1 protein-coding gene is annotated in these 1,092 nt (G+C 72.8%); it reads right to left on the reverse strand.

Annotation, left to right across the window (positions count from 1 at the left end):
• Window positions 1-68: 68 nt before the first annotated feature.
• The gene (nagB, locus tag ACFU7Z_RS39575) at window positions 69-851 is read right to left on the reverse strand and encodes a glucosamine-6-phosphate deaminase (RefSeq protein WP_380783012.1); all 783 of its coding nucleotides are present in this window, start codon (window positions 849-851) and stop codon (window positions 69-71) included.
• Between the last annotated feature and the right edge of the window lie 241 nt (window positions 852-1,092).

Genomic DNA, 1,092 nt, shown 5'->3' on the forward strand with positions numbered 1-1,092 from the left:
GCCACCGAGGGGAGTCGGTGGCCGGCGCCCCGGCCGTCACGGCCGTCAAGGCCGCTGCCCGGGAGTGCTCAGAGCTTCTGCCAGGCCGGCTTGGCCGCGTAGGTGTCGCGGAAGTAGTCGGCGAGCTTGAGGCGGGAGGCGGCCGCCTCGTCCACCACGACGGTGGCGTGCGGGTGCAGCTGCAGCGCCGAGGCGGGGACGACCGCGGAGAGCGGGCCCTCGACGGCGAGCGCGATGGCCTCGGCCTTGGCCTCGCCGGTGGCGAGCAGGACCAGGTGGCGGGCCTCCAGGATGGTGCCGATGCCCTGGGTGATGACGTGGTGCGGGACCTCGTCGAGGCTGTCGAAGAAGCGGGCGTTGTCCTCGCGGGTCTGCCGGGTCAGGGTCTTGATCCGGGTCCGGGAGGAGAGCGAGGAGCAGGGCTCGTTGAAGCCGATGTGGCCGTCCGTGCCGATGCCGAGCAGCTGGAGGTCGACGCCGCCGGCCTCGGCCAGCGCGCGGTCGTAGGCGGTGGCCGCCGCGGCGATGTCGGAGGCGTTGCCGTCCGGGCCCAGGAAGGAGTCCTCGGTCAGGCCGAGCGGCTCCACGACCTCGCGCAGCACCACCGAGCGGTAGGACTCCGGGTGGCCGGCGGGCAGGCCGACGTACTCGTCCAGCTGGCAGATGCGCGCCTCGGCGGCGTCCAGTCGGCCGTCGCGGACCCGCTCGGCCAGGGCCTGGTAGATCGGCAGCGGGGTCGAGCCGGTGGCCACGCCGAGCAGGGCGTCGGGCTTGTCGGTCAGCAGATCGGTGATCGCCGCGGCGATGAGTTCGCCGGCCGCACGGGCGTCAGGGACGATCACGATTTCCATACTGGGTCCACCGTTCTGAGGCGAGGCTGAGGTCTAGACCTCCAAGGTCTAGACCAGTTTGCCGTGAAGGGGTGCCCCAGGTCCACCCGGGTCCGCGTTCCGGATGATCTCCGCCGCCGCCTCTTCTGCCTGATCGGGACGGCTGCCGCCCGATCGGCATGGCCGGGGCCGGTCGTCGGGACGGGATGTCCCGGCGGCCGGCCCCGGTGGTGGTGTCCTCTACTGCTTCCCGCCCCCTGGT

The organism is Kitasatospora sp. NPDC057518, assembly GCF_042802075.1.
Taxonomy (GTDB): domain Bacteria; phylum Actinomycetota; class Actinomycetes; order Streptomycetales; family Streptomycetaceae; genus Kitasatospora.